This is a genomic window from Pseudoalteromonas sp. SR45-1 (genome assembly GCF_014163655.1).
In the GTDB taxonomy this organism is placed as follows: Bacteria; Pseudomonadota; Gammaproteobacteria; order Enterobacterales; family Alteromonadaceae; genus Pseudoalteromonas; species Pseudoalteromonas distincta.
In genome coordinates this window covers 62,384-88,874 of sequence record NZ_JACJDR010000005.1, presented here as the reverse complement: position 1 = coordinate 88,874, position 26,491 = coordinate 62,384, and the positions used below count along the sequence as shown (strand labels likewise).

Below are 26,491 nucleotides of genomic sequence, written 5' to 3'. Positions count from 1 at the left end.
TGGTGCCGACTAACCGAGTCGAACGGTTGACCTACTGATTACAAGTCAGTTGCTCTACCAGCTGAGCTAAGTCGGCACACAAAACTGTGTGCTAAGGCACGTTCAATTTTAAAGATTGAGAACTTAAAGTAAATGGTGCCTCGACGCGGAATCGAACCACGGACACGAGGATTTTCAATCCTCTGCTCTACCGACTGAGCTATCGAGGCACATAAACTGTGCTAATTAATTGTTATACTTTACAATTAACTTTATATAAATGGTGCCGACTAACCGAGTCGAACGGTTGACCTACTGATTACAAGTCAGTTGCTCTACCAGCTGAGCTAAGTCGGCACACAAAACTGTGTGCTAAGGCACGCGTAATAATGTTTAAACTGTTGATTAAACACCACTACTTTAATAAATGGTGCCTCGACCCGGAATCGAACCAGGGACACGAGGATTTTCAATCCTCTGCTCTACCAACTGAGCTATCGAGGCACTTAAACAGTGCTAATTAAAAATCTTAAAGTATTTTTAATGCAATTCCCACTCATCTCTACCGACTGAGCTATCTGGGCGTGCGGCGTATTAAACGAGTTTTGCCCTTACAAGTCAACTTTTTTTTTATTCTTTATAACTGTTTGAACGGTTTTCAGACAACTCAGTGTGTTTTTTATTAATAACGTTCATTTTTACCACAAATCGAACTATAAATATAAATAAATCAGACTAAAACCGTAGTGAATTATTTTTTGTAAATGTTACGATTAGCTTAGATACGTACGATAGGGACTTATCGTAGTAAAATCACTTCAATTGGAAACAATCAATGCAGAGTAAATTTTCATCGCCAGTCAAAGGCTTATTACCTCTTTTTTTAATCATAAATATTGCAGTAACAGCGCTTGCTATTATTGCCCACTCATTTTATTCACAAACTGAAGTTAAGACAGCCCAACCTGCATCATCTGTTAATATTGTAACGCTTGCCGATAGATTAGACTTACCTATGGTTGATGCATTAACTATGTATGGCCAAGGTAAAGTAAGGCAGTTACTTGATTTAACGTCGTTATTAGATGATGACTTTGAATATACTCTATATCGCTTCAATGCTACATCAGATACTCAGTTGGTATATAGCAGCAGTAAACCTGCTATCGCTTCAATTAAAACTGAAAAGCATCTAGTAGAAGAAGGCATCCTACATCACTTACTGCTGTTAAACGATCAACCTATTGGCGAGCTTATTATTAAGCAAAACCTACCAACCGCTCCTTTAAGCGCTCAAAACTCTCAAGTTATTGCCTACATTATTGCGATAGCAAGCGTAGCTGCATTATTTATATTTACTTTAATGTTTAATATGTACATTAATAGTCGCTTACGAAAAAGTACTGACACTCTTACACAAGAGCTGCAGGCAATCACCGAAAATGCTAATTACAATAGTAGTGTTGATGAGCAGCTTGATATTGGTTTAGGTGTAGTGGCAAAAAACATTAACTTACTGCTACAAAAAGTACAGACTGCGATGAGTGAGAATGACGCCGCACAAAAAGAGCTTTATAAATTACAAAATGGCCTAGAAGCCGAAGTGCAAAATCGTACTATAGCGCTTGAGCAAGCCACATTAAAAGCAGAGCGAGCAAGCGAAACCAAAACGACCTTTTTAGCCACAATGAGCCACGAAATAAGAACACCGATGAATGGTGTTATAGGCACTATTGATTTACTGCGCCAGACCGAACTTGATGGCGCTCAACATCGTTTAAGTACAATTATTCGTGAATCAGCATTTTCGTTATTGAGCATTTTGGATGATATCTTAGATTTTTCTAAAATTGAGGCTGGAAAGCTAAATATTGACCCGATCCCATTTTCGGTAACCGATACCATTGAAGAAGTTGCTCGAGTGCTCTCATCAGTTGCTAAAAAACGTGAGCTTGATTTAGAACTAGCAATAGCACCAGATATTCCAGTCAACCTTACCGGTGATAGTGTGCGTGTACGTCAGGTGCTTTATAACCTATGTAGCAACGCAATTAAATTCACTAGCACTGATGAAAAAACCCAAGGCCATGTAAAAATATCAGTAGAGGTGGTTCATAATACAACTGATCACTTTACCTTACGCTTTTGCGTAACTGATAACGGTAAAGGCATGTCGCAGACGCAACTTCGCGAAATATTTAATCCATTTATTCAGGCCGAAAACTCAATTACCCGAGAATATGGTGGCACCGGTTTAGGTCTTTCTATTTGTAAAAGCTTAACTGAGCTTATGCTAGGTACTATTCATGTAACTAGTCATACCGGAATTGGCAGTGAGTTTACAGTAGAGCTGCCGTTTAGCACATCGGGTAAAATTAAGTACGCACATAAAGGTGCATTAAATGGTAAGCAAATTGTTGTAGTTAGTAATCACCTAGAACGTGAAAAAACAATGTACCGTTATTTATCGTTCATGGGCGCTAAAATAATTTATGCACACACAGAAGAAGAAATTGAAGAGCACCAGCATTCACAAGATATTATTTGGGTAGCTGATGGCATAGACAATATGGATAAAACTAATGCGCTGCTAAGACGTTTATTTTATTCATTAGAGGATTATAACCAACAAGTTGTTGTACTAAGTAAGCTTGATGAAGCAGCTATAAATCATAAAAACATTTTTTATATTAATGCCTCTCCTCTATGTAAATCTAACTTTATGCTTTCTATATTGGTGGCTGCAGGGTTACATACACCTAAGCAAATTAAAAAAACCAAAACACTTAATAACTATTTAAATGTTGAGCAGGCACGTAATTCAAACAAATTGGTTCTACTTGTTGAAGATAACCTTCTAAACCAACAAGTCCTCACCGATCAACTACATATACTGGGCTTTGGCGTTGAAATAGCTAACAACGGTGAAGAAGGTCTAGATATGTGGAGAAAAGGTGATTACTCACTTATTTTAACCGACTTACACATGCCTAAAATGTCGGGTTACGATATGGTCGAAAAAATCCGTAATGAAGCAGAGTTATTAGAATCGATTGATGCACAGCCTTACATTATTGCAGTAACAGCAAACGCACTTAAAGGCGAAAAAGAGCGCTGTTTAGCAGTAGGTATTAACGACTTCATTACCAAACCTATAGAGCTAAACGCGTTAGAAGAAACTCTAAAACGTTGGAGCGATAAACAAAGCCAAAACCCAAATGTAGTTATTCATCAAACTATGGCACTACCTATTGATATGGAAGCTGTTGCCAAATATGTAAACGGTGATGACGCTAAGCAAATTCGTTTTTTCAAAATGTATTTAGAACAAAGCCAAGGCTTAATTAAGAGTATTAATTCCGGCGTTATGGTTAACGATTTAAATGAGATTATTGAAGGGTGTCATCAATTAAAATCGATCTCCAAGACAATTGGTGCCCAAACGGTGGCAGAACTTTCAAGTGCATTTGAAGATAAATGTAAAGAAGGTGAACTCACAACCGATGAATTAATAGAGTTAAGAGATAAGCTGGAAATTGAATACTCTAAAGCTGCTCAATTTTTAAAGGAACAAATTAAAATATCTGAGCAAGAAGATGAGTTAAATGAATAAATAAACATAAAAAAAGGGCTTAATAGCCCTTTTTTTATGTTTAAAACATTACTTTTCAGGCGGTCGATAACCTTCAATTTCTACATCTTTATTTTCAAACAAAAAGCCAACCATTTGCTCTTCTAAAAATGTGCGGTGTTCTGGGTCCATCATATTTAAATGCTTTTCGTTAATAAGCATTGTTTGTTTATGTTGCCACTGAGCCCACGCTTCTTTAGAGATGTTATTAAAAATCTTTTCACCAATTTCACCAGGGTATAACTGAAAGCCAAGCCCTTCGGCTTCTTTTTGTAACTTTTGACAAAATACTGTACGTGCCATGATTGATTCTCTCTAACGCTAAATATGGGGCTATTCTATACTATTGCTGTAATTTGTTTAACCAACTTTTTAGTTGGTGCTGCTAGGCCAACCTCTATTGATTGATCAAGCGGATACCAGATTAATTGCTTATCGTTTACCACATCAGGAGTTTTCTTAACATTAAGCACATGCGAGTTAATCCTCAATTCAAAATGTGAAAACACATGAATAAACGCTTCAAGCTCTACTAAACTAGCCTCTAGGCCTTGCTGAGCTAAAAATATTTGAAGCTCTTCGTACTCATTAAATTCAAAAAAGCCAAACAATCCGCCCCAAATACCGCTGTTAGGACGTTTTTCCATAAGCACTTTATCACCACACTGAATAATTAACTGATGACAACTCTTTTTAGGAACTGCTTTTTTTGGTTTTGAATGTGGAAACTCTTTTACTTTACCTGCATTAAAAGCACCACAGCCTGAGTTTAATGGGCAAGCCTCACAATCAAACCGGCTGCGTGAGCAAACGCTAGACCCTAAATCCATCATAGCTTGATTAAACTCAGTAACATTATCTTTAGGCGTTAACTGCTCTGATAAATGCCAAAGCTGGTTTTCGACCTTTTTAACGCCGTACCAGCCCTCAATCATAAAATAGCGCGCTAAAACTCGCTTCACGTTCCCATCTAAAATAGGGTGATGCTGCCCAAGCGACAATGATAAAACAGCTCCTGCAGTAGAGCGCCCTATTCCAGGTAAATCCATTACTTCATCGAGTGTTTTCGGAAACTCACCTTGGTATTTGTCACGCACTATTTTAGCTGTTTTGTGTAAGTTACGCGCACGAGCGTAATACCCTAAGCCAGTCCAGTGATGCAAAACTAAGTCTTCATCCGCATCAGCTAAAGCGATAATATCTGGAAAGCTTTGCATAAACTTTTCAAAGTATGGAATAACAGTAATAACTTGGGTTTGCTGCAGCATCACTTCAGACACCCACACTTTATAAGGTGTTTTACCTAGCTGCCACGGGAGTGTTTTACGCCCATGAAGGTGATACCAATCAACAACTTGATTAGAAAACCAGTGTGACTGTTCTTTATTTAAATCCAACATTTTTAACTTTTACTGATGCCCAATGGCGGCTCAGTCTATTGCAGTTAACAAAAAGATCAAGCTATACGGGGTGTAAAACCAGCTAATACTTGTGATTGCGGCCTCGGTCAGGGATAATATGCAACCATTTTTAAACACATTGTTTTTGTCAGGCCAATAATATGAGTGAATCAAGCAACACTAACCTTGAGCAAGCTAAGCAAGAAGGTAAATACATCCGCACCATTCGCAGTTTTGTAAAACGCGAAGGTCGATTAACCAAAGGCCAAGCCGCTGCAATCGAAAAATGCTGGCCAACAATGGGCCTAGAGCATAAAAACGGTATGCTTGATTTAAGCGAAGTTTTTGGCAACAACAACGATGTAGTAGTAGAAATTGGTTTTGGTATGGGTAAGTCGCTTGTCGAAATGGCAACAAATGCCCCTCACCTAAACTTTATCGGTATTGAAGTACATCGCCCTGGCGTTGGTGCTTGTTTAATGGATGCCGATGAAGCAGGCATTACCAACTTACGTATTTTTGAACACGATGCAGTTGAAGTACTTGCAGATTGCATACCTAATGAAAGCTTAACAACACTACAACTATTTTTCCCTGACCCTTGGCATAAAAAGCGTCACCACAAACGCCGTATTGTACAAAATGAGTTTGTTGAAAAGCTAAGAGCCCAACTTAAAATGGGTGGCGTTTTTCATATGGCAACAGACTGGGAAAACTACGCAGAGCACATGCTCGAAGTAATGAATGTAGCTCCTGGTTTTAAAAACCAATCAGAAACAAATGATTATGTTCCACGTCCAGATTTACGCCCGCTTACTAAGTTTGAGCAGCGCGGACATCGCCTAGGTCATGGCGTGTGGGATTTAATGTTTGAGCGCACAGAATAATTAAATTTAATTACTCACTTTTACTTTTATAAAACTAAATATACTGTAAGGCAAAGCCATTTATGAGCGTACTAACCAACCCAAGTTTACTGTTACTTCGTAATAGCGAGGCACTAACGGGAAAATCTATCTTGGTGGTCAACTTTGTTCAAGATGGCTTTTTAACAGAGCTTAAAAGACTTAATCCGCAAAGCAAAGTAACTGCGTTTAGCTACAACCATGCTAACGGAGAGTTTGCTAAAAACACCAAAGATGTTGATGTTCATGTAAGCCACACAATACCTGGTAACGACTACGATTTAGTTATTCTTTACTACCCTAAATCAAAACCAGAGTTATTAATGGCACTTGATAATATTCGATCTGCTATTACTGATGATGCCGAACTATTAGTAGTAGGTGAAAACAAAAGTGGTGTTAAGTCAATTGAAAAGCAATTAGCTGGTAAGGCTGAGTTTAGTAACAAGATTGATTCAGCTAAGCACTGCGTTCTTTACTCATTTGCTGAAATTTCTAAGCACCCTCACTTTGATATTACGACTTACCATAAAAAGTTTGTTGTTAATGTTGCCGACACTGAATTTACAGCTATTAGTGTTCCTGGAGTGTTTAATCACGGTAGTTTAGATATAGGAACGAAAGTTCTACTGGAAAACGCACCGACAATTAAGCAAGGCAAAGTTCTCGACTTTGGTTGTGGCGCAGGTTTAATAGCAACTTTTTTAGGGCTTCATAATCCAGCACTTGAGTTTGTGTGTAGTGATGTAAGTGCGCTGGCAACTTATGCAACACAGCAAACCCTAAAGCTTAACAACATCAATGGTGAGGCTATATTAAGTGACGGCCTTAAAAGCATTAATGGCAAGTTTGATTTAATTATTAGCAATCCACCTTTTCATACTGGTATTGCAACCGACTACACAGTAGCAGAAACATTTTTAGCTAATGCAAAACAGCATTTAACTAAATTAGGGAAGCTAAATATTGTTGCTAACAGCTTTTTAAAGTACCCGCCTATTTTAGAAACTCAGTTTGAAAGCTATCAAACTGTATTTAAGAACAATAAATTTGCTGTATATAGCAGCTAATTTAAATTTGTAAAATGATTGAGCACAAACGTGCTCAAGCTAACTTTCGAATAAATATAAGAATTAATTTAGTTTTTTTCCTTCATTTTTCCACGTCTTTGCTAAACTAAAACTCTAAATAATTAAAATTAACTCAGGCGATAATGAAATAATGCCTAAAAAAGTTCATCAAAGTAGCATTCGAAAAGCACTCATTAATTTGATCATGCTTATTACAGCTATTTGCTTATCGTTATCTATTTCTATCTCTACGTATTTAAGCGTGAAAGAACAAAAGCAATTAATAGTTAATAAGCTTGTTATTCTTTCTGAAATTGTAGCTTTTGATGCTGGGCAATCGGTAATTGAAGATGATCGTAAAACAGAAGAAAAACGCCTCAAGTCATTTGAAAAGATCCCTCTTGTAAAAAACATACATATTTACTCAATAGAAAAAGCATCCCAAAAGCCTGTTTTCTTTATTAGCTTTAATGCTAAAAAAACACCTCCTGTGCCACTGAGAATAGACAGTGTAGAAGAGCTAAAAACACCACGAATTACGAGTGACCATATTGAGCTAACCCGCCCTATTTACGATAACGAACAAGTAGTAGGTTATGTGTATATGCGAGGAAGCCTCGAGAGTTTAGAGGTTTATATTGAGAGAAAAATATTAATAGACGTGTTATTAACATTATTAATTCTGGCGGTTGTTTACTTTATTGCTATTAAAGTTCAACGACGTATAGCTAAGCCAATAGAGCAATTAAGCATGTTATTGCAGGATGTGTCTAAAAATCATAACTACGATGCACGCGCACCAGTAACTGATGTAAAAGAAATAAGTGCTCTTTCAAATAGTTTAAATATCATGCTTACGCGTACAAAAAAACAACTTGAACGCCACGAAAAAGATAAGCAAGAAATCAAACAACTAAACCTAAGCCTTGAAGAAAAAGTAAACCAACGAACAATCGCCCTTAGAGAGGCAAATCAAGAGCTTTTATCAACTCTTGAGCGGATGCATCAATACCAAACACAAATTGTTGAAAACGAAAAAATGGCATCTTTAGGGCAAATGGTTGCAGGTGTTGCCCATGAAGTTAACACACCAATAGGGCTAGGTATTACCGGTTCTACGTTACTTAGAGATAAACTAGCAGACATACAGCAAAGCTTTGATGACAAAAAACTTACCTCAAGCCATCTAAAACGCTTTATAGATGAAGGTATTGAAAACTTAGATTTAATTTACCGCAATTTAAATCGTGCAGCTGACCTTATATCTAACTTTAAAAAAGTAGCGGTTATTCAAGATGACGGTGTAAATACCTATATTAATGTGCACAAATTAATAAGTGATGTTTTAACATCGATTCAATCTGAATTATTGCCCAAAAAGCCTGTTGTAACTATCAACTGTCCGACCGACTTGGCTATTCATAGTAAGTCTGAACCTCTACAACAAGTTTTTCAGCAGTTACTTATGAACTCTGTAATTCATGGATTTATAGGTAAAGAAAACAATGAAATTCGCTTTGACGTAGAACTCGTCGGGAAAAAATTAACAATCGTTTATTCTGACAATGGTCAGGGCGTTGACAAAAACATTAAAAATAGAATTTTTGACCCATTCGTAACTTCAAAGCGCGGGCAAGGCGCAAGTGGCTTAGGCATGCACTTAGTTTATAACCTAGTAACACAAGCACTTGGCGGAAGAGTGATGTTTGATCTTGAAGAAAAACGCGGTGCTCGCTTTATAATTACTATTCCTTAAATAAAGATCATTAAAAAGTGCATATATTTAAAATTTATCCTTGAATTAGCATTTAATGACCTCATTAATGAGGCATGTGATAAGTGCGTAACATTATTTAATTGCTTTAAATAAATATTACCAAGCGATTTATGAACTTTTTTATCTTTGCTGTATCACATACATTGATGAAAGGTTAAAAGGTTAAAAAGTGATATAGTTTTGCTTTGAATTAGTCTGATTATTTTAAGTACCTTGTTTAATTGAATGATATGTCAATTATCAAAGGAAAATGGCTTCGACTTTATGATTCAAATAGCTACATCCATGTATATATCAATTAAACAGTAGTTTTTGCACTGCCCTTTTTTAGTAGACTTTGGACACCCTACTGTTTTATTTTTATCCAATTTGTTTTTTCCTTGTTAACAAATGGGTATAATCCTATAATCTCTAGTAATCGGTTATAAATTAGTCACCGATTTTTTATAAATAATATATTCCAAAAGGTTAATTAATAATGCAAACGCCAGTCATTCTAATCGTAGAAGATGAAGACGTAACTCGACTGAACCTAGTTAGTTTATTTGAAGCTGAAGGGTACAAAGTTATTGAAGCCATTGATGGCGATGATATGCATGACAAGCTTACAAATAACGATGACGTTAATCTTGTAGTTATGGATATCAACCTTCCTGGTAAAAACGGTCTTATTTTAGCCCGTGAATTACGCCAAAAGCGTAAAGTAGGTCTTATATTCCTAACAGGTCGTGACAACGATGTTGACCGTATTTTAGGTCTTGAAATTGGCGCAGATGACTACGTTACTAAACCATTCAACCCGCGTGAATTAACGATCAGAGCTCGCAACCTTATTACTCGTACTGCCTTAGGTGGTGAAGAGTCAGCACTAGAAACAAATGGTGTTATTACGTTTAATGGTTGGGAACTTGATGAAAACAGCCGTTGTCTTACTTCTCCAAATGGCGACGCTAAGCGTTTACCTAAAGGTGAGTACAGAGCACTTCGTTTAATGCTTGATTCTCCAGGTCGCATTTTTAGCCGTGAGCAATTAATTAAGCATATGACAGGCCGTGAGCTTCGCGCAAATGACCGTACTGTTGACGTTACTATTCGTCGCATTCGTAAGCATTTTGAAAGTGATAACTCAACGTCTGAGTTAATCAGCACCATCCATGGTGAAGGTTACCGTTTCATTGGTAAAATTGACGCTTAATTAGAGCTAATTAGTTTCACTCTAATTGCTGTAAAAATAAATGAAGGGCTTTCTGTCCTTCATTTATTTTATCTGCCAGAATATCTAACCACTGCTTTAACACCTCATCAGATTCATCAATAGCACCATGTTCCATTATTTTGGCATGAAGCTGCACATCATTAAGACCTACTGAGCCAGCCGCCCCTTTGAGTTTATGCGCTACTGATTCATATTCTTCTCTATCACCAGTATTTAATGAAGTAAGTAACTCTTGCTGATATTGTGGACTTAGTTTTTCGAATAGCTGACTACTGCGTCTAAACACAACTAAGCCCATTGAGTTGACAAAGTCTTCTATTGTTTCTATATCTAATAAGTGTGCATCAATGCCTTTAAGGGCTTCTTCACTTACTTTTAACAGTGGCTCTGTGCATTCACTTTGCTTAATTCCAAATAAATCAGCCAGCATTTTATCAAGCTTCACTGTGTTAATTGGTTTAGCAAGCGCCCCTTGTATTGATATACCTTCAAGCTCTTCTTCAGCACTACGAACATTGGCCGTAAGTGCCACAATAGGTAGTTTATCAAAATGACTATCTGAGCGTATTTGCTTGGCAACTACGTCACCATTTATATCAGGCAATTGCATATCAAGTAATACTAAATCTAAGTCATCTTCGGTTTCGACAAACGAGAGTGCATCTTCACCGGTTTCAGCCCACAACACCTCATGCCCGCGTTGCTCTAATAAGTTTGTGGCAATTTCGGCATTTAGAGGTACATCTTCTACTAGTAAAATATACAAGCCACGACCAACATAACTTTGCTCTGTTGGTGCTACACATAAACTAAGCGGTATTTGAACTGTAAAGCAACTTCCTTCGCCCTCAGTACTATTTACTGTAATTATCCCTTTCATCGCACTTACAAGTGCCTTAGTTACAGCCAAACCAATACCGGAACCTATTGCGTTAGTCCCTTTTAAATCTGGCGCTTTGTAGTACATATCAAATATATGAGCAAGCTGCTCTGGCGGAATACCTTGGCCGGTATCCGATACTTTCATAACTAACCATGGGCCTTCAACTCTGTTTTCTCGGCTACATTCAAGTGTTACCTTTCCTTGCTGTGTAAACTTAACGGCGTTATTAATTAAGTTCCAAACAACTTGGCGTAAGCGAGTTGGGTCGAGCTGTGCGTAAATATCCAGCACCCCATTGCGCTTAATATCAAACTCTAGCTCTTTTTGCTCCGCGATTAAGCCCGCAAAGTTAACAACGTCATTTATAAAGTCTGATACGTTAATAGAGTTGGTCACTATATCGAGCTGATCTCTATCTATTTTGTCTAAATCAATAATATCGTTAAAAATATTGCCGAGCGTTTCAGCACTCGAAAATATAGTATTACCCCAACTACGCTGCTGTTTGTTTAAGTCAGTATCAAGCAGCATTCGTGTTAAACCAACAATACCATTGAGCGGTGTACGTAGTTCATGGCTTAATGTGGCAATAAACTTACCTTTGTCTTTATAGGCCGTTTCGAGCGCTTGAGCGGCCTCCTTACGACTTGTGATATCACGACCAAAGCCCAGTAGACCAATGTAATCACCTTCATCATTTATAAAAGGTAATTTACGCAGCTCAAACCAACGCGTTTCGCCATTTACCTCATAACCCACATCAATGGTTAGTGCTTTATGGCTTTGCTCTACTTCTTTATCGGTTTTCAAAACTTCAGATAAAAAGTGGCTAGGAAATATCTGCTCAACCGTTTTGCCAATTAGTTCGCTACTTGATTTGCCCATTACTTCTTCAAACATTTTATTACAACCAGCAAACACGCCATTGTTATCGCGGTAATAAAATAAATCAGGAGATGAATCAACTATTGAGCGCTGCAGCATGCTTTGTTGAGCAAGTTCTTGTTGTGTTTTTTTACGCTCAGCAATTTCTCGTCGTAGTTCTTCGATAGCGCGGTGCTTGGCATGAAATGCCATTTTACGCTCATCAATTTCGATGTTTAGACGGTTAATGTTATCTTTTAGGGTTTGATTTAAAAGCTTTTCTTGTTTGGTGGCGCTATCTAAATAAGCATATGAGGCATCTAGTTGTCGAATTGAATTAAGCAACACACTTATAATTAAAGGAGAAACCACAGCCGTAAAAAATACCACGGCTAAAATATCAACCAGGTGTAATTCGCCTATCGCCACATAATAAAACATGCTCGATAAAATAAGAGATACAGTTAAAAATAAAGTGTAACAAATAGCAGCGGTTTTAAATTCACCAAATCGCGTTATTGAGCTGGAAAGTACCCGAGCCCAAGGGCTCAAAGAATAATCGGTCATACGTAATTTTATCTCTTAGCTGTGTACTTAATATAAAGAAGGCAATGCGTATGTATAAACATACCATTTTCCCAGATTTTAGCATTTTTCTCCTACCACTACTCACGTTGTGCGATAAAAACAGAATTTTTCATGTTTGATTTAGCTCATCTATTAAACTCATCATTTCAGCAATAAATTATTTAGTGTAAAATGCCCCGCTTTATTATCCCCAAAATACGAGTAGCGCACATGCAAACCAATATGCCAGATATAGCAGACACTGCACCCGCTTTACAAACAGGTAAATTAGACTGGGTTGGCATGGGCGAAATAGAACTGCCATTTATTTTTGAATCCCGAGACTTATCTCCAGTTACAGTAAACGCCAAAGCGCGTGCATTTGTAAATTTACATAAAGAAGATGCCAAAGGCATTCATATGTCACGTCTATTTTTGGCACTTGATCTGCTTTCAACCGAGCAGCAAGTCAATCCGCAAACGATAGCGCAAGCACTCGATACCTTTATAACTAGCCACGAAGGGCTGAGCGATAAAGCACAAATTGAATTTAAATTTGAATTACCGCTACGCCGTAAGTCACTATTAAGTGGTAAAGCGGGCTGGAAAAGCTACCCAGTTGTACTTACCAGTACAATTGAAAATAACGTTATTAGCTACGAGCTAACCGTAGATGTTACTTATTCTTCAACGTGCCCATGCTCTGCTGCACTTGCGCGCCAGCTTATACAAAACGCGTTTAACGAAAAGTTTAACCAAGAAACGTTAAGCCAAAAAGATGTGCACGAATGGCTAGGCACTACACAAGGCATTGTAGCTACTCCCCACTCGCAGCGCTCTATTGCCAACGTAAAAGTAAAGCTTGATAGCAACATTCAAGAATTTGACGTAGTTACGCTAATTAACACTCTTGAAGCTGAGCTTAAAACACCAGTACAAGCAGCAGTAAAACGTGAAGATGAGCAAGAATTTGCCCGTTTGAATGGTCAAAACCTTATGTTTTGTGAAGATGCAGCGCGTAAAATTAAAGCATTGCTAGAGGCAAACCATTACAGTGATTATTGGCTGCAAATAAACCACTATGAGTCACTGCATGCACACGATGCTGTAGCTATTGCAGTAAAAGGTATTAAAGGAGGCTACAAAGCTTAATCGCTGTGTAGCTATTGCTTGTAAACCAGCCGGTAATTATTTTATAACCCATACTTTTTAGGCACGTAAATTGCTTTGTTTGAGCAGTGTCAATTTGTTGTTATGGAGTTACCGTATGGAATTCGCTTTATTATTAATCCTAGTATTAGTTGTCGGGGCCTCTGTTGTTGCGTCAAAATTTAATGACGATGGCGGAAACCCGTATCCTTTTACTCGCAAGCAAACTGTTTTTACGCAGGTTGAAGGCGCTTTTTTAAATCTTCTAGAGCGTGCTGTTGGCGATCAATATAAAATTGTTAGTCGCGTTAAGTTAATCGACGTTATTGACTGTAAGCAAGGCCTTTCAGTAAAGTCTAAACGTGCTGCTTTAGCTAAAGCTAAAAATAAGCAACTCGACTTTGTATTAATCGATAAAGAAAAACTAACAATCATTGCTGCTGTTGACCTAGTTAACAATGCCAACAAAGATGGCCACAAAGCTCAACGCGACTGGTTTGTAAACGGTGCACTAGAGTCTGCGGGCATTCCACATATTCGTATGAAAGTTAAATCGGGCTACCGCCCTTCTGAAGTACGCGATGCAATTATGTTTAAACTTGGTAAGCCTGCAGCAACACAAACTCAGCGCCCTGTTCGTAACCGCTCACATAAGCCAGCGGTACTTTCACCTTCTCAGGCTAAAGCGCAAACCACCGCGTTAGCTGAAATTTAAAAAACGAATTAAATACTCTCCTAAAAAGTATTTAAAGCGAGCTCATAAACAAGCTCGCTTTTTTGTTTTTTATTGCTAACTTCACGTATAATCAAGTGATTCAAACTCAGGAATTAAACTTTATGAATGTTGGTATTATTGGCGCAATGGAGCCAGAAGTTAAAATTTTACGTGAAGCTATGCAAAACCCACAAATTTTAACTAAAGCAGGTTTCACTTTTTATACTGGCGAGTTGGCTGGTAACACGGTGACACTTGTTCAATCTGGTATTGGTAAAGTCGCATCAACTATTGCAACTACCTTACTGATCGATAACTTCAAACCTGATTGCATAATTAACACAGGCTCAGCCGGTGGATTCGATCCCTCTCTTAGTGTTGGCGATGTAGTAATTTCGTCAGAAGTACGTCACCACGATGTAGACGTAACTGCTTTTGGCTACGAAATTGGCCAAGTACCACAAATGCCGGCAGGCTTTGCAGCACACCCTAAATTAGTTGAAGCAGCACAGCAAACTATCGAACAAATCAGTGATGTTAAAACACTCGTTGGCTTAATTTGTACTGGTGACACATTTATGTGTGACCCTATACGCATTGATAAAGCACGTAGTGATTTTCCTACAATGCTTGCTGTTGAAATGGAAGGCGCTTCAATTGCACAAACGTGTTTTACGCTAAACACACCATTTGTTGTAATTCGCTCAATGTCTGATATTGCTGGTAAAGAGTCACCACAATCATTTGAAGAATACCTAGAAACAGCATCAATCAACTCATCTAAAATGGTTGTTGCACTTTTAGAAAAGCTTACAGCAGTATCTCTGTAAATGCTTAGCAATATTGTTCAAAATCACTTGGACTTTATTGCCTTTATACTAGCGCTCCTTGCTGAGCGCTTTATTCCCCTTATTAGCTGGTATCATCCTAATACGGCGTTAAATGCTGTTTTTAGTGCTATTGGCAAACGTATATACAAAAGCAAAGAACCTAAAAGCTATCAATATTTGGCAGCTATCCTCGCAAGCTCACTTATTTTAAGTGTTATTCTCATTATTGTAGTGTTACTACTCGAGTTTGCTTTTTATCCTGAATTACTCGCTGGCCTTATTTTATATTTATGCCTAGAAAGTAAGAGCATTGATAAAAAAGCACTTCGCATTGCAAAGCTAACTAAACAAAATCAAAAATCCACAGCACGCGAATTACTAAAACCACTGCTTGCCCGTGAAGTTAATAGACTTTCATCTGCTGGTATTATCAAAGCATTAATTGAGAGCTTAATACTGCGCACCGCTCGATACTATTTCGTAGTCATATTTATATTTTTAGCATTTGGTCCTATTGCTGCCCTTGCCTATCGGTTACTTACCTTAATACAACAAGCCTGGCGTAGTGATATCCCCCCAAATAGTTACTTTTTAAAGCCGCTTAAAACACTCTTGTTTATTATTGAATATATTCCCATGCGCTTACTCGCTTTAACTATTGCAGCAAGTCGAGCAAGCAAACAAAGCATGCATTATATAAAGCATTATGGCAGGCATTTTTATCAAACAAATACAGGCTGGCTCTTAAGCACATGTTCTGCATCACTTGGCGTGCAGCTGGGCGGGCCTGCAGTTTATTTAGGTACTCGCTTTAATAAAATGCGTATTGGCACTGATAGACTACCTACACCCGAGGATGTACCTGTAATAATTAATAGGTTAAATCAGGCCCGTGTATTTTGGTTGTTAGTAATAGCCAGCATTGAAATATTAAAATTGATTTAAAGGGCTCAAAATACGAGCACAAAAAAAACCAGCCGAGGCTGGTTTTTTAGTTTTTAAACTGTGCTTAAGCTACAGTAATATTTGCAAACTTACGTTTACCTACTTGGTAAATAGCCGTTGTGCCTTTTGCTATTTCAAGTTTGGTATCAGTGATTTTATCTTCACCGTTAAGTTTAACTGCACCTTGCTTAATCATACGCATTGCTTCTGATGTACTTACTACTAAATTTGCTTCTTTAAGCAAGTTAGCAATTAAAATAGTATCTTCTGCAATAGTGATTGTTAGCTCTGGGATTTCATCTGGTAACGCTTTTTTCTGAAAACGCTGAATAAAATCATCATGTGCACCTTGTGCATCAGCTTCACTATGAAAACGAGCAATTAGCTCTTTAGCTAGTTCAATTTTAATATCGCGCGGATTCGTACCTTGCTCAACACGTTCTTTTTGAGCTGCAATTTCTTCAATAGAAAGCGCACTTAATAAGTCGTAGTAACGCCACATTAGCACATCACTAATTGACATTATTTTACCAAACATATCGTTAGGTGCATCAGTAATACCAATGTAGTTACCAAGCGACTTAGACATTTTTTGAACGCCGTCAGTACCTTCAAGTAATGGCATCATTAATACTGTTTGCGGCTTTTGACCTTCTACTTTTTGTAGCTCACGGCCCATTAACAAGTTAAAGCGCTGATCAGTACCACCTAGTTCAACATCTGACTCTAGTGCAACCGAATCCCAACCTTGTACCAGTGGATATAAAAACTCATGAATTGCAATTGGTTGGCCGCTTCCATAACGCTTTTTAAAGTCATCACGTTCAAGCATACGTGCTACGGTTTGGTTTGCAGCAAGTTTAATCATGCCTGCAGCGCCTAACTTTTCCATCCAAGTAGAGTTAAATGCAACAGTGGTTTTAGCAGGATCTAGAATTTTGAATACTTGTTCTTTATATGTTTCGGCATTGGCTAGTACGTCTTCACGAGTAAGTGGTTTACGCGTTACGTTTTTCCCCGTTGGGTCACCAATCATGCCAGTAAAGTCACCAATTAAGAAAATAACCTCATGACCTAAATCCTGAAAGGTTTTCATTTTATTAATTAGTACAGTGTGTCCTAAGTGTAAATCAGGCGCTGTAGGATCAAAGCCTGCTTTTATTTTTAGCTTCTTGCCCGACTTTAGTTTTTCAACTAGTTCGTCTTCAATTAATATTTCTTCTGCACCGCGTTTTATCTCTGCTAGAGCGGTTTGTAAATCCACTGTGTATTACTCCAAAATTCTGCCGACGAAGGGGCGACTAGTTACTTGCGTAGTCACGGTTTAATAAAGGTTTAAACCGAATAAATAGATGTAGCTAACATAACAAATTTCTACCTAATTAAAACAACTTTTTAAGTGATTCATGCAACTAAACTAAATCAATTGAGTCTTAGCTAGGTAGAGCGTTAAAAAAGGCTTTCTAAGCCCGATTTTAGCGTAGTTTAAGGTCAGTTTAAATCTACAAAACACTAGTATTCGTACATTATTAAGTATATCCTGCAATATTATGTATTTATTATCTTGACAGCAGAAAAAGGCACGTTATGGTTCACGTGGTTCACACGCTCCCCAAAAAACACAAATTGCTTATTCTAGGTTTGGTTTCTGCTATTGTTGGCTTAGCCTTTCTTCCTTCTGAAAAAGCCACTGCATCCAAAGACAATAGTGCAAATGCACTAGAAATTGGTAAGCGCTATGAGTTACAAGTTAAAGTTGATAACAACGAAAAATTAACTGAGTTAAATTCAGAGCAAGCAGCAGAAAAGTTACCAGAATACGACTTTGTCGATCATAAAGTTAAAAATGGCGACAATTTAGCAATTATCTTTAAGCGTGCTGGTTTTTCGGCTCAAACGCTTCATAAACTAATTAACACTAATGCTGAGACTCGCAAGCTGACTAAAATTCACCCAGGTGAAATACTTAGTTTTGCGACAGCTGAAGATGGCTCCTTAGCTCAACTGCGCTATGTGATTTCAAAAACCGATACTTTATTTGTTACCTTAAACGAAGAAGGTAATTACGATACAGCTATTGATAGCAAAGAAATTGAAACGCTAACCAAAACCGCTGGCGGCGAAATATCTAACAATTTTTGGACTTCAGCAATTGCAGCAGGTTTAAGCGAACGCCAAATAATGAACTTTGCTGACATATTTGGTTGGGATGTTGATTTTGCAAACGACATTCGTAAAGGCGATGTATTTGGCTTAATTTACGAGTCTCACTATGTTGATGGCGAGTTTATTGGTACCGGTAAAATTATTGCCGCTGAATTTGTAAACCAAGGTCAGCGCTTTGCAGCGATTCGCCATACCGACGGCAATTTTTATACGCCTGAAGGGCGTAGCATGAAAAAAGCATTTTTACGTGCACCTGTAAGCTTTAAGTATATTAGTTCTAGCTTTAATCCTAAGCGACTTCATCCTGTTACTGGGCAAGTTAGAGCGCACCGTGGTATCGACTTTGCAGCACGCACTGGCACACCAGTAGTCGCATCAGGTAACGGTAAGGTAGTTAAAGCGGGTTACAGCAAGTACAACGGTAACTACGTATTTATCAGCCATGGTACACAATATGTAACTAAGTACTTACACCTAAATAAGAAACTAGTTAAAACAGGCCAAAAAGTTAAACAGGGCCAACAAATTGGTACTGTAGGTTCTACTGGTCGTGTTACTGGGGCGCATTTACACTATGAGTTTTTAGTAAATGGCGTTCATCGTAATCCTAAAACCGTTAAGCTTCCTAAGTCAGAGCCATTACCTCGCTCAGAACTTGCTAAGTTTAAACCGATTGCAGATAACTTTATTGCCCAACTTGAGCGCAATCGCGAGCTACAGTTAGCACTAAAATAAAGCTTATTAATAAACATTAAAAAAGCCTTTGCAGGTTAAATCTGCAAAGGCTTTTTTGTATACGCTATAAACCATCAATTCATTAATACATAAATGAGCTGAATAACTAAAGATACCATCACTAGCGGCCAAATATATTTACTGTATTTGGTTGCGCCATCAAGCCCTATTTTACTTTGATATTTTTCAAGTAATGGTATAAGTATCGCCAGCGCAACAAACAAACCAATTAAAATAACGAATATGTTCATATTAACGCCCTACTTATGGTAATTCGTGGCCTTTAGCGCTTACATAAAGTGCATACCAATGCTCACGAGTTAGCTCTACGTTTACAGCATCACAAGAGGCTTTAATCCGTTTAGCATTAGTTGTTCCAATAATTGGCTGAATAGATGCGGGATGGCGAAGCAACCATGCAAGTACAATTGCCTCAGCAGAGGTTTCATAAAGTGCAGCCAGCTTATTAACTAAAAGACTGGTGTTTATATCTGCCTGAGATGCGTTTGATAAATCACTACCGCTGTACAAGCCTTGGCATAAACTACCCCAGCTTTGAATTTGGATTTCAAAATGTCGACAGTACTCAATACTACCTGGTGTAAAATTAAGATCTTTACCGTCACTGTTACCGGCATATACACCTTCATCAACAAACTGATGTTTTTGTAAACTAGCCTCAATTTGGTTAGCCACAATCGGCATATCAAGTGCGTGCTGTAAAAAGTTCATTTGGTGCTGCTGCATATTAGACACTGCAAAATTGCGCACTTTACCGCTTTCTTTTAAGCAACTAAATATGCGAGCAATTTCGTTAACTTCCATGAGTGGATCAGGGCGATGCAGCATAAGTACGTCTAAATAATCTGTATTTAATCGTTTTAATGATGCTTCAACTGACTGCTCAATCCACTTTTGGGAAAAATCATAACGCTTTGGCCCTAAGTCATCTTCAAATCGAATCCCACACTTAGATTGAATATACATGTGCTCTCTAAGCTCTGGCCGCTCACTTAATGCTTTACCAAAAACCTGCTCTGCTTTACCAAAAGTATAAATATCAGCATGGTCAAAAAAATTAATACCGCCTTCAATGGCGTTATCTATACACTCATGAGCTTGCTTAACATGTGCATCAGTGATTGCATCTTTATTCCAACCGCCGCCCAGACCCATACATCCAAATACAAGTTTACTAACATGAGGCAAGTGCTTTGCTAAAGGTGTGTGAAGCATGATAACTATCCTTAAAATGTTGAAGAGCTGTTACTGTAAACAAAAAGCACTAAACAAGAAACCATTAAGAGGCGAAGAAATTAAGAACAAAAAAAAGCGCAGTAAACTGCGCTTAATGGTTAATCTATTTTAAATTACATTTTTAGCCAACAAGTGCTAATAAAATACCCGCAGCAACTGCACTACCAAGTACACCGGCTACGTTGGGTCCCATTGCATGCATAAGTAAAAAGTTATGTGGGTTACTTTCAAGGCCAACTTTATTAACTACTCGTGCCGCCATTGGCACAGCCGATACACCTGCCGCCCCAATTAATGGATTTATAGGCGTTTTAGATATTCGGTTAAGTCCTTTTGCCATAAATACGCCAGATGCCGTACCAATTGCAAAAGCCAGTGCGCCAAGCACTAAAATACCAATCGTCTCAACAGTTAAAAACTTATCTGCAGCAAGCTTTGAACCAACAGCTAAGCCTAAAAATATAGTTGTAACATTGATGATTTCGTTTTGAGCACTGTTACTTAATCTATCAACAACACCCGACTCTCGCATTAAGTTACCTAAACAAAACATACCTACCAGCGGTATAGCAGCCGGTAAAAACATAGCCGTTAAACTAAGCACCATAAGTGGAAAAATAATCTTTTCCTTTTTAGATACTTTGCGAAGCTCTGGCATTTTTATTTTACGTTCTTCTGGGGTTGTTAGTGCACGCATAATTGGCGGCTGAATAATTGGCACAAGTGCCATATATGAATACGCAGCTACTGCTATTGCGCCTAGTAAATCAGGTGCCAGTTTTGATGCTAAAAATATTGCTGTTGGCCCATCGGCACCACCTATAATGGCAATAGCCGATGCGTCCTGTAGAGTAAATTCAAAACCTGGCACATAGTTAAGTAATATAGCGCCAAACAATGTAGCAAAAATACCAAACTGTGCAGCCGCACCTAATAACAACATACGTGGGTTTGCAATAAGTGCGCTAAAGTCGGTCAGCGCCCCTACTCCCATAAATATCAACAGCGGAAAAATCCCCGTATCAATACCCACATAATAAACGTAGTACAAAAGCCCACCTGGGTCTGACAAACCTGCCACTGGTACATTTGTTAAAATTGCACCAAAACCAATAGGTAGTAATAATAGTGGTTCAAAGCCTTTAGCTATCGCTAAAAACAGTAATAAACACCCTACCGCAATCATTATTAACGATGGGATTGTAAAGTTAGCAATGCCTGTCGCATTCCAGAGGTTTAAAATACCTTCCATCCTCTATTTACTCCTAAGCTAATGCAATCATAGCGTCGCCGGTAGTTACAGCATCGCCTTCACTAACTAACACTTCAGCAATTGTTCCGGTATGCGTAGCGCGTATTTCAGTTTCCATTTTCATGGCTTCCATAATAATCACTACATCGCCTTCGTTAACAACTTGCCCAGCTTTTACTTTAATCTTAAAAATATTACCGGCTAGAGGCGCGTTAAGTGTTTCACCTGATGCAACCGAAGCAGATTGAGGAATGTGCTCAGAGTCTTTTAATGTTACTTCCTTAAGTTCACCACCTTGCGCTACGACTACGTCATAAACTTTACCATCTACTTTTACGCTGTATTGCTCAGCCTTCACTTTGTTATTATTTGAAACTGATTTAGAAGGTGCTTTACTGCTTTTATCTTCAACAGAAGGTACTGGCTCAAATGCATCTGGGTTGTTGCGGTTTTTAATAAACTTCAAACCAACTTGTGGGAATAATGCATAAGTTAATACGTCATCAATTTGATCATCAGCAAGTGTTAAACCTTGCTCTTGTGCTTCTTTTAATAACTCAGCTTCAAGCGTTGCAAGCTCAGGTGCAATGTTATCAGCAGGGCGACAAGTAATAACTTCCGCTCCATCAAGCACGCGCTCTTGTAGCTCTTTATTCATTGGTGCTGGTGTTAAGCCATATTCACCTTTTAATACGCCAGCAGTTTCTTTAGTAATGGTTTTATAACGCTCACCCGTTAGCACATTAAGTACCGCTTGAGTGCCAACAATTTGCGACGTTGGTGTTACTAAAGGTAAAAAGCCAAGATCTTCACGTACACGTGGGATCTCAAGTAAAACCTCATTAAGCTTATCGGCTGCGCCTTGCTCTTTAAGTTGGTTTTCCATGTTTGTAAGCATGCCACCAGGTACTTGAGCTAATAAAATGCGCCCATCAACCCCTTTTAAGCTACCTTCAAATGCCGCATATTTTTTACGTACATCTCTAAAGTAAGCAGCAATTTCTTCTAGGTGGTTTAAATCAAGCCCAGTATCACGCTCAGTCCCTTCAACTATCGATACAATAGTTTCAGTTGCAGAATGTCCATAAGTCATACTCATTGATGAAATAGCGGTATCGAGCATATCAATACCAGCATCAATTGCTTTTTGGTAAGTAGCAGTACTTAAACCTGTTGTAGCGTGGCACTGCATAGCAATTGGAATAGATACAGTTTCTTTAAGTGCTTTAATTAGTTTTTCAGCATCGTACGGCTTTAATAAACCCGCCATATCTTTAATACAAATTGAGTGACAACCCATATCTTCAAGCTGCTTTGCAAGAGTTAGCCACATATCAAGTGTATGAACTGGGCTAACTGTGTACGAAATAGTACCTTGAGCGTGAGCGCCTACTTTTACAGCCGCTTTAATAGCTGTTTCTAGATTGCGAACATCGTTCATTGCATCAAATATACGAAATACGTCAACGCCATTTTTATGTGCACGTTCTACAAATTTTTCAACTACGTCATCAGCGTAATGGCGGTAACCTAATAAGTTTTGACCGCGTAATAGCATCTGCTGTTTAGTATTAGGCATCGCTTTTTTAAGTGCACGAATACGCTCCCAAGGATCTTCGCCTAAATAACGAATACACGAGTCAAATGTAGCACCGCCCCACGATTCAATAGACCAATAACCCGCATCGTCTAATTTGCTAGCAATCGGTAGCATATCGTCTAGGCGCATACGCGTTGCTAATAATGATTGGTGAGCATCGCGTAATACCAATTCTGTTAATTTTAATTTAGCCATGTGTTTGCCCCTTATTTATTATTTGATTTGTACTGAGCAATGGCAGCACTAATAGCAGCGATGTGCTCATTAGGCACACCTTGAGATGTAAAAGATGGTGATTTAACTGGTGTCGCCACGTCAGGTTCGCTAAAGCGCGTCACCAAATTAGACATAAGCGTTACTGCACCAATTAATATCGACAGAAATACAAACACCCCAACCATGCCAGTAAGCATTAAGTTACCAGCAGTTGTGAGTAGAGCACCTATATCCATTTTTCTCCCCTTGAAACCCATATCGAAAATAAAAAATCGATTTAATTAAATATTTATTCACTGGATAATAACAAAACTAATCGCTTTGTCTACATCTTGTAAATTGGTAAAACCAATTAAACAATAAATAACATAACACTCAATTAATTTACATGCCATAACTCAGCAATCACGCGCTCTACAATACATACAAGAAATAACGACTATAGCTAATAGTTATATGGAAGTTGTTAATTAACTATCAAGCTAAGTAAAAATAAACACTAATTCTTAATATAAAATGCAAAGCCACACACCAATTGTTAATTGGTCTTACCAAAATAAGTTTATTTAGTGAACATTTAGCAGTTATTTGCAACAGTGTGAATAACTTACATAACAAAGCGTAAAAGTTACTAACCAACTAATAACTAGAATAACAGCAAAAACCCATAACCAATTGATATTTATGCCAAATAAATTTTGGCATATAACTGGCATTAGTTATTATGAGCAAATTTGATAACCAAGGAGAAAACAATGTTACGCTGGACAATTACATTTTTAGTTATTGCTTTAATCGCTGCAGTGTTAGGTTTTGGTGGCATCGCAGGTGCCGCAGCTGGTATAGCAAAAATTATATTTTTTATCTTTTTAGTACTTTTAGTGATTTCATTAGTTTCAGGTGCACTACGTGGTAAATCACCCAGGTAGATAAAGCATTCATCTAACAAACACTAAAATTTAATTAATACTTACAAGGAATTACACTATGAACTCTACAACTTTAAAAGCAGCACTAATCGCAGTATTTGCAGGTTTTTTCATGATGGGTTGTGAAGACAACCATGCAGAAGATGCTGGCGAACGTATCGACGAAGCAGTAACTGATGTGCAAAACTCTGTTGAAGATGCATGTGAAAATGTTAAAGAAGGCGTGAACGCTGAAGAAACTAACTGTTAATTCTTCTTGTACCGCTAAAAAAACGGCTTTCGAGCCGTTTTTTTGTGCCAGTAATAAAATCACTGACTATAAAGCTGCTCATTTAGCAATTAGCTTGTTAAAATAAAAAAAACGATATTTAAAGCAAGGCAAAATGGCATTCACAACCACCTACACATTAGATAAACCCTACTTTTACGAGTGTTTTGATGAGTCACTCCCTTATAGTAAGCGTGCAAAACCTAAATACTTTTTACTTGTGTTGTTAGTTGCGCTTGGTTTATTTGGCATTTATGTTTTAGACGATCATTACTTAGGATCGTTTATGATCATGTTAGCGGTACTCGAATGCGTCGCTTTTTACTATCGCAGACCATGGTGGGTAACCAGACAAATGCTCAGCAGAGCATCAGGCTCTGAGGTAACACTTACCTTTGATGAAGAAGGTATTAAATCTTCTAATCATTACAAAAGCTATCAATTAGAATGGCAAAATATAAGCGAAGTAATAGACACCCAGCAAGGTATTATTATTAAAAATAAAAGTGGTATGCAGTACATATCAAAACAAATACTTAATCCTGAAACACTCGCTTTTATAAACAAAAAAGCCACTCAGTGAGTGGCTTTTAGTCTAGTTGAGTTAATTACTCAACTACGTATACGTGTTGATTAAGCATTGCCCGGATTAGGGTTCGACTTTTCAGCTTGTATGCGCATGTAAATCTCTTCACGATGCACTGATACGTCTTTTGGTGCATTAACACCGATTCGAACTTGATTTCCTTTAACACCTAGAACAGTAACTGTTACTTCGTCACCAATCATTAGGGTTTCACCTACTCTACGAGTTAGTATTAGCATTCTCTTGCTCCCATGTTCCAATAAAAATTATAAGATTCCGCTTAAACATACTAATGAAAATTAGACTGAAAAGTAAGTAAAAACTCGCAATCTATCCATTTTCTGTTAAAAATGCCTTGTGTAATGCACGAACAGCCAACTCTAAGTACTTTTCATCTATTAAAACTGAAATTTTAATCTCTGAAGTCGAGACTAAAACCACATTAATATTTTCCTGCGCTAATGCATCAAAAAATAAACTAGCGACACCAGAATGTGATTTCATACCCATGCCAACAGCAGAAACTTTAGCTACTGCTTGCAATCCGCTTATATTTTGAGCACCGAGCTGAGCTTGATCTTCACTCAATAATTCAAGTGCTTGCAGATAATCATTCGAGTGCACAGTAAAAGCATAGTCTATTTTTTCAAAGTTATGATTAACTTGATTAATCATATCTATTTCGATGCCATTTTCGGCAAAAAGTTTCAATATTTTTGAAAGATATTGCGTGCCCGTTGGCACACCTTGTACCTTAATTAAACATTCGTCACGATTAAACGCAATCCCCGATACAACCTTGCTTGGCATATCGTTCTCCTCAAAACTTATTAATGTACCTTCATCGGGATTAAAGCTCGAAAGCACCCTAAGTGGCACATTATGTTTTCCTGCGGCTTCTACTGAGCGAATATGCAAAACTTTCGCCCCTAAACTTGCCAGTTCTAGCATTTCTGCAAAGGTAACTTGGCTCATTCTGCGCGCGTTAGGTTCAACACGAGGATCTGTAGTATATACGCCGTCAACGTCTGTATAGATCTGGCATTCGTCAGCTTTTATAGCCGCAGCTATTTCCACAGCCGATGTATCGGTGCCGCCGCGCCCAAGCGTTGTAATGTTGCCCTCAACATCACGCCCCTGAAACCCAGCAATAATAGCAATACGATTATGCTCAAGCTCATGCTTTAAACGCGTAGCAGCAACCTCTGCAATACGAGCTTTACCAAACATGTTATCGGTTAAAATATTGACTTGATCGGCTAATAGGCTCACAGCAGAGTGGCCACGTTTTATAATAGCCATAGCAAGTAGTGATACAGAAACCTGCTCTCCGGTGCTAATAAGTACATCTAGTTCACGGCTACTCGGACGAGTATCGATTTTTTTGGCGAGATTAATTAAGCGGTTGGTTTCTCCCGACATAGCCGAGAGCACCACAACCACTTGATGTCCTTGTTGTCTGGTTTTTACAACAAGGTCGGCGACCGCTTCAATTCGCTCTATTGAGCCGACCGAAGTGCCACCGAATTTTTGAACAATAAGCGCCACTTA

Annotated in this window: 24 protein-coding genes and 4 tRNA genes; 13 read left to right on the top strand and 15 right to left on the bottom strand. The window is 38.1% G+C overall.

Features of this window, described 5'->3' with window-relative positions; translation table 11 throughout:
* The 4 genes from H5089_RS06980 to H5089_RS06965 form a co-directional block, all read right to left on the bottom strand.
* Window positions 1-76, bottom strand: a tRNA-Thr gene (locus H5089_RS06980).
* A gap of 57 nt (window positions 77-133) precedes the next feature.
* Window positions 134-209 (bottom strand) — tRNA-Phe (locus tag H5089_RS06975).
* Between the two features lie 51 nt (window positions 210-260).
* Window positions 261-336: transfer RNA gene (locus H5089_RS06970), tRNA-Thr, on the bottom strand.
* Between the two features lie 71 nt (window positions 337-407).
* Window positions 408-483: transfer RNA gene (locus H5089_RS06965), tRNA-Phe, on the bottom strand.
* Window positions 484-814: 331 nt separating this feature from the next.
* Here H5089_RS06965 and H5089_RS06960 point away from each other — a divergent pair.
* Complete coding sequence (locus tag H5089_RS06960) at window positions 815-3,592, top strand: hybrid sensor histidine kinase/response regulator (RefSeq protein WP_024597693.1); 2,778 nt, start codon at window positions 815-817, stop codon at window positions 3,590-3,592.
* 48 nt (window positions 3,593-3,640) lie between these two features.
* Here H5089_RS06960 and H5089_RS06955 read toward each other — a convergent pair whose 3' ends face one another.
* Window positions 3,641-3,913, bottom strand: coding sequence for an oxidative damage protection protein (locus H5089_RS06955; protein WP_002962543.1), 273 nt, complete (start codon window positions 3,911-3,913; stop codon window positions 3,641-3,643).
* Between the two features lie 35 nt (window positions 3,914-3,948).
* Window positions 3,949-5,010 (bottom strand): A/G-specific adenine glycosylase, encoded by a 1,062-nt coding sequence (gene mutY / locus H5089_RS06950; protein WP_182711833.1) that lies wholly within the window; start codon window positions 5,008-5,010, stop codon window positions 3,949-3,951.
* A gap of 161 nt (window positions 5,011-5,171) precedes the next feature.
* Here mutY and trmB point away from each other — a divergent pair, with 161 nt between their 5' ends.
* From trmB to arcA, 4 genes are all read left to right on the top strand, one after another.
* On the top strand, window positions 5,172-5,897 hold the full coding sequence (trmB, locus tag H5089_RS06945) for a tRNA (guanosine(46)-N7)-methyltransferase TrmB (RefSeq protein ID WP_182711832.1): 726 nt from the start codon (window positions 5,172-5,174) through the stop codon (window positions 5,895-5,897).
* 62 nt (window positions 5,898-5,959) lie between these two features.
* The gene (rsmC, locus tag H5089_RS06940) at window positions 5,960-6,985 is read left to right on the top strand and encodes a 16S rRNA (guanine(1207)-N(2))-methyltransferase RsmC (RefSeq protein WP_024605357.1); all 1,026 of its coding nucleotides are present in this window, start codon (window positions 5,960-5,962) and stop codon (window positions 6,983-6,985) included.
* A gap of 151 nt (window positions 6,986-7,136) precedes the next feature.
* A complete protein-coding gene (locus H5089_RS06935; protein ID WP_182671521.1) occupies window positions 7,137-8,741 on the top strand; it encodes a sensor histidine kinase in 1,605 nt (534 codons plus the stop codon).
* Window positions 8,742-9,240: 499 nt separating this feature from the next.
* Entirely contained in the window at window positions 9,241-9,957 is a 717-nt protein-coding gene (arcA, locus tag H5089_RS06930; protein WP_002962549.1) for a two-component system response regulator ArcA, read from the top strand.
* 16 nt (window positions 9,958-9,973) lie between these two features.
* Here the strand turns inward: arcA and arcB are convergent, their stop codons facing one another.
* Complete coding sequence (gene arcB, locus H5089_RS06925; RefSeq protein WP_039486381.1) at window positions 9,974-12,292, bottom strand: aerobic respiration two-component sensor histidine kinase ArcB; 2,319 nt, start codon at window positions 12,290-12,292, stop codon at window positions 9,974-9,976.
* A 231-nt stretch (window positions 12,293-12,523) separates the two neighbouring features.
* On the opposite strand from arcB, the gene folE2 reads away from it, so the two are divergent.
* The 4 genes from folE2 (at window position 12,524) to H5089_RS06905 (ending at window position 15,931) form a co-directional block, all read left to right on the top strand.
* Window positions 12,524-13,444: a GTP cyclohydrolase FolE2 gene (gene folE2, locus H5089_RS06920; protein WP_024605360.1), complete on the top strand. Its 921-nt coding sequence runs from the start codon at window positions 12,524-12,526 to the stop codon at window positions 13,442-13,444.
* Window positions 13,445-13,559: 115 nt separating this feature from the next.
* Window positions 13,560-14,156, top strand: a complete 597-nt coding sequence (locus H5089_RS06915; protein ID WP_002962552.1) for a DUF2726 domain-containing protein — start codon at window positions 13,560-13,562, stop codon at window positions 14,154-14,156.
* Window positions 14,157-14,278: 122 nt separating this feature from the next.
* Complete coding sequence (gene mtnN / locus H5089_RS06910) at window positions 14,279-14,986, top strand: 5'-methylthioadenosine/S-adenosylhomocysteine nucleosidase (protein ID WP_024597687.1); 708 nt, start codon at window positions 14,279-14,281, stop codon at window positions 14,984-14,986.
* Window positions 14,987-15,931, top strand: a complete 945-nt coding sequence (locus H5089_RS06905; RefSeq protein ID WP_182673998.1) for a regulatory signaling modulator protein AmpE — start codon at window positions 14,987-14,989, stop codon at window positions 15,929-15,931. It begins immediately after the preceding gene.
* Window positions 15,932-15,995: 64 nt separating this feature from the next.
* Here the strand turns inward: H5089_RS06905 and tyrS are convergent, their stop codons facing one another.
* Window positions 15,996-17,195: a tyrosine--tRNA ligase gene (tyrS, locus tag H5089_RS06900; RefSeq protein ID WP_007585427.1), complete on the bottom strand. Its 1,200-nt coding sequence runs from the start codon at window positions 17,193-17,195 to the stop codon at window positions 15,996-15,998.
* Between the two features lie 323 nt (window positions 17,196-17,518).
* Between tyrS and H5089_RS06895 the strand changes: the two genes are divergently transcribed.
* Window positions 17,519-18,832: a peptidoglycan DD-metalloendopeptidase family protein gene (locus tag H5089_RS06895; protein WP_182711831.1), complete on the top strand. Its 1,314-nt coding sequence runs from the start codon at window positions 17,519-17,521 to the stop codon at window positions 18,830-18,832.
* 74 nt (window positions 18,833-18,906) lie between these two features.
* Here the strand turns inward: H5089_RS06895 and H5089_RS06890 are convergent, their stop codons facing one another.
* The 5 genes from H5089_RS06890 to H5089_RS06870 all read right to left on the bottom strand — a co-directional run bounded on the left by H5089_RS06890 (window position 18,907) and on the right by H5089_RS06870 (window position 23,393).
* Entirely contained in the window at window positions 18,907-19,083 is a 177-nt protein-coding gene (locus H5089_RS06890; protein WP_170072950.1) for a hypothetical protein, read from the bottom strand.
* A 13-nt stretch (window positions 19,084-19,096) separates the two neighbouring features.
* A complete protein-coding gene (locus H5089_RS06885) occupies window positions 19,097-20,068 on the bottom strand; it encodes an aldo/keto reductase family oxidoreductase (protein ID WP_182682380.1) in 972 nt (323 codons plus the stop codon).
* 142 nt (window positions 20,069-20,210) lie between these two features.
* Window positions 20,211-21,341: a sodium ion-translocating decarboxylase subunit beta gene (locus H5089_RS06880; RefSeq protein ID WP_002961942.1), complete on the bottom strand. Its 1,131-nt coding sequence runs from the start codon at window positions 21,339-21,341 to the stop codon at window positions 20,211-20,213.
* 13 nt (window positions 21,342-21,354) lie between these two features.
* On the bottom strand, window positions 21,355-23,136 hold the full coding sequence (gene oadA, locus H5089_RS06875) for a sodium-extruding oxaloacetate decarboxylase subunit alpha (RefSeq protein ID WP_138489620.1): 1,782 nt from the start codon (window positions 23,134-23,136) through the stop codon (window positions 21,355-21,357).
* Between the two features lie 11 nt (window positions 23,137-23,147).
* The gene (locus tag H5089_RS06870; RefSeq protein ID WP_182711830.1) at window positions 23,148-23,393 is read right to left on the bottom strand and encodes an OadG family protein; all 246 of its coding nucleotides are present in this window, start codon (window positions 23,391-23,393) and stop codon (window positions 23,148-23,150) included.
* 519 nt (window positions 23,394-23,912) lie between these two features.
* Here H5089_RS06870 and H5089_RS06865 point away from each other — a divergent pair.
* The 3 genes from H5089_RS06865 (at window position 23,913) to H5089_RS06855 (ending at window position 24,937) form a co-directional block, all read left to right on the top strand.
* Window positions 23,913-24,086, top strand: coding sequence for a DUF1328 domain-containing protein (locus H5089_RS06865; protein ID WP_002961939.1), 174 nt, complete (start codon window positions 23,913-23,915; stop codon window positions 24,084-24,086).
* 58 nt (window positions 24,087-24,144) lie between these two features.
* A complete protein-coding gene (locus H5089_RS06860) occupies window positions 24,145-24,336 on the top strand; it encodes a hypothetical protein (protein ID WP_002961938.1) in 192 nt (63 codons plus the stop codon).
* 133 nt (window positions 24,337-24,469) lie between these two features.
* Window positions 24,470-24,937 (top strand): YcxB family protein, encoded by a 468-nt coding sequence (locus tag H5089_RS06855; protein WP_024597681.1) that lies wholly within the window; start codon window positions 24,470-24,472, stop codon window positions 24,935-24,937.
* 50 nt (window positions 24,938-24,987) lie between these two features.
* Here the strand turns inward: H5089_RS06855 and csrA are convergent, their stop codons facing one another.
* Entirely contained in the window at window positions 24,988-25,179 is a 192-nt protein-coding gene (csrA, locus tag H5089_RS06850) for a carbon storage regulator CsrA (RefSeq protein ID WP_004587515.1), read from the bottom strand.
* A 91-nt stretch (window positions 25,180-25,270) separates the two neighbouring features.
* The gene (locus H5089_RS06845; protein ID WP_182711829.1) at window positions 25,271-26,488 is read right to left on the bottom strand and encodes an aspartate kinase; all 1,218 of its coding nucleotides are present in this window, start codon (window positions 26,486-26,488) and stop codon (window positions 25,271-25,273) included.
* Window positions 26,489-26,491 lie beyond the last annotated feature (3 nt).

Bases quoted from the DNA above. Each gene is read 5' to 3' on its own strand.
- H5089_RS06960 (WP_024597693.1), top strand. From the start codon at position 815: ATGCAGAGTAAATTTTCATCGCCAGTCAAAGGCTTATTACCTCTTTTT.
- H5089_RS06955 (WP_002962543.1), bottom strand. From the start codon at position 3,913: ATGGCACGTACAGTATTTTGTCAAAAGTTACAAAAAGAAGCCGAAGGG.
- mutY (WP_182711833.1), bottom strand. From the start codon at position 5,010: ATGTTGGATTTAAATAAAGAACAGTCACACTGGTTTTCTAATCAAGTT.
- trmB (WP_182711832.1), top strand. From the start codon at position 5,172: ATGAGTGAATCAAGCAACACTAACCTTGAGCAAGCTAAGCAAGAAGGT.
- rsmC (WP_024605357.1), top strand. From the start codon at position 5,960: ATGAGCGTACTAACCAACCCAAGTTTACTGTTACTTCGTAATAGCGAG.
- H5089_RS06935 (WP_182671521.1), top strand. From the start codon at position 7,137: ATGCCTAAAAAAGTTCATCAAAGTAGCATTCGAAAAGCACTCATTAAT.
- arcA (WP_002962549.1), top strand. From the start codon at position 9,241: ATGCAAACGCCAGTCATTCTAATCGTAGAAGATGAAGACGTAACTCGA.
- arcB (WP_039486381.1), bottom strand. From the start codon at position 12,292: ATGACCGATTATTCTTTGAGCCCTTGGGCTCGGGTACTTTCCAGCTCA.
- folE2 (WP_024605360.1), top strand. From the start codon at position 12,524: ATGCAAACCAATATGCCAGATATAGCAGACACTGCACCCGCTTTACAA.
- H5089_RS06915 (WP_002962552.1), top strand. From the start codon at position 13,560: ATGGAATTCGCTTTATTATTAATCCTAGTATTAGTTGTCGGGGCCTCT.
- mtnN (WP_024597687.1), top strand. From the start codon at position 14,279: ATGAATGTTGGTATTATTGGCGCAATGGAGCCAGAAGTTAAAATTTTA.
- H5089_RS06905 (WP_182673998.1), top strand. From the start codon at position 14,987: ATGCTTAGCAATATTGTTCAAAATCACTTGGACTTTATTGCCTTTATA.
- H5089_RS06895 (WP_182711831.1), top strand. From the start codon at position 17,519: ATGGTTCACGTGGTTCACACGCTCCCCAAAAAACACAAATTGCTTATT.
- H5089_RS06890 (WP_170072950.1), bottom strand. From the start codon at position 19,083: ATGAACATATTCGTTATTTTAATTGGTTTGTTTGTTGCGCTGGCGATA.
- H5089_RS06885 (WP_182682380.1), bottom strand. From the start codon at position 20,068: ATGCTTCACACACCTTTAGCAAAGCACTTGCCTCATGTTAGTAAACTT.
- H5089_RS06880 (WP_002961942.1), bottom strand. From the start codon at position 21,341: ATGGAAGGTATTTTAAACCTCTGGAATGCGACAGGCATTGCTAACTTT.
- oadA (WP_138489620.1), bottom strand. From the start codon at position 23,136: ATGGCTAAATTAAAATTAACAGAATTGGTATTACGCGATGCTCACCAA.
- H5089_RS06870 (WP_182711830.1), bottom strand. From the start codon at position 23,393: ATGGATATAGGTGCTCTACTCACAACTGCTGGTAACTTAATGCTTACT.
- H5089_RS06865 (WP_002961939.1), top strand. From the start codon at position 23,913: ATGTTACGCTGGACAATTACATTTTTAGTTATTGCTTTAATCGCTGCA.
- H5089_RS06860 (WP_002961938.1), top strand. From the start codon at position 24,145: ATGAACTCTACAACTTTAAAAGCAGCACTAATCGCAGTATTTGCAGGT.
- H5089_RS06855 (WP_024597681.1), top strand. From the start codon at position 24,470: ATGGCATTCACAACCACCTACACATTAGATAAACCCTACTTTTACGAG.
- csrA (WP_004587515.1), bottom strand. From the start codon at position 25,179: ATGCTAATACTAACTCGTAGAGTAGGTGAAACCCTAATGATTGGTGAC.